This is a genomic window from Ferroplasma sp. Type II, from assembly GCF_000496155.1.
In genome coordinates this window covers 1-1,142 of the sequence record NZ_KI542824.1, presented here as the reverse complement: position 1 = coordinate 1,142, position 1,142 = coordinate 1, and the positions used below count along the sequence as shown (strand labels likewise).

General features: G+C 37.0%; 2 protein-coding genes. Both read left to right on the top strand.

All coding sequences use genetic code 11. From position 1 onward, the window contains the following. Nucleotides 1-243 precede the first annotated feature (243 nt). Nucleotides 244-510, top strand: coding sequence for a DUF211 domain-containing protein (locus tag AMDU4_RS13185; protein ID WP_021787702.1), 267 nt, complete (start codon nt 244-246; stop codon nt 508-510). Continuing rightward, entirely contained in the window at nt 507-1,031 is a 525-nt protein-coding gene (locus AMDU4_RS13180; protein WP_021788427.1) for a hypothetical protein, read from the top strand. Before AMDU4_RS13185 ends, AMDU4_RS13180 begins: the two co-directional genes overlap by 4 nt. The last annotated feature ends 111 nt before the right edge of the window (nt 1,032-1,142 follow it).

Genomic DNA, 1,142 nt, shown 5'->3' with positions numbered 1-1,142 from the left:
GGCGTTTTGAAGGAATTATAACGTGAAATTGTTTTTTCTATGCCTCCATTATAATGAATGCTGGAGGGTATGACGAATGCAATGGTAATCATTGGTTTTGATATGCAATTTAATATAAAAATATATGCAGGTTATTCACAGAAATAATCAAATTGCAAAAGGTTAATAAATCATCATTTAATATTTGATGTAAATAGAGAAGAATGAAGCCGATGGCTGTATGCTTCGAGGTTTGAAATACTTATGAATCTGAGGAGAATTTTACTGGATGTTGACAAGGGATTGAATAGACCAACTTTGACAGAACTTGCCGGTTCCATTGAAGATGTGCCGGGAGTGGATGCAGTTAAAATAACTGTTACCGAGATGGATATGGAAACAATGGGAACAAGTATTACTGTTGAGGGAATAAACATAAATTATAATTATCTTATAAAGGTAATAGAGGATATGGGTTGCGCAATACATTCCATTGATGAAGTCATTACAGGAAAACACGTCATAAAATGAATAAAAAATACATATTTCCCGTAAGCATAGGCCTTTCTGATGGTATTATAACAGCATTAATACTTGCGTCCGGGGGAATTATAGGAAAAAGTACTATAGATTTATTTGAGGCTTTCAAGATTTCATTCGGATCCGCGTTTGCTGGGGCTTTCAGCTACTTCATAGCTCAGTACGCCGGACTGAACGAAGAACTCCACAGGACAGCACTGCAACTGAACCTTAAATCTACGAATTATCTACTGAAGGGCCATCTGGGCATAGAAATATTTGTCGAATCCCTGCTGGGTGCCTTTATAGCAGCCTTTTTCGGTTTTCTGGGTGCACTGATTCCGCTGTCTTCATCGTTGATTATTAAGAACAACATTGAACTTCCACTACTCCTTTCATATGCCTCTCTTGCTGTTCTAGGATTATTCATTAGCAAAACTACTGCCGGCAGGGCCAGATTCTGGATATTAGTTATGGTTACAGTTGGGATAATAGTAACCATAGCCGGATACGAGTTAAAATTAATAGTATAAAACTCATCAATCATATAATTTTCGTTGGGCAAAGGTTAAATATTTATCTTAAATTTAGCTAATTAATATTCTGGGGGAGCTTTTTGGCTGAGAGGATAGGGATCGACCCCA

What these genes read in the sequence shown, in the direction of transcription:
- AMDU4_RS13185 (WP_021787702.1), top strand. Translation starts at nt 244, where the DNA reads ATGAATCTGAGGAGAATTTTACTGGATGTTGACAAGGGATTGAATAGA.
- AMDU4_RS13180 (WP_021788427.1), top strand. Translation starts at nt 507, where the DNA reads ATGAATAAAAAATACATATTTCCCGTAAGCATAGGCCTTTCTGATGGT.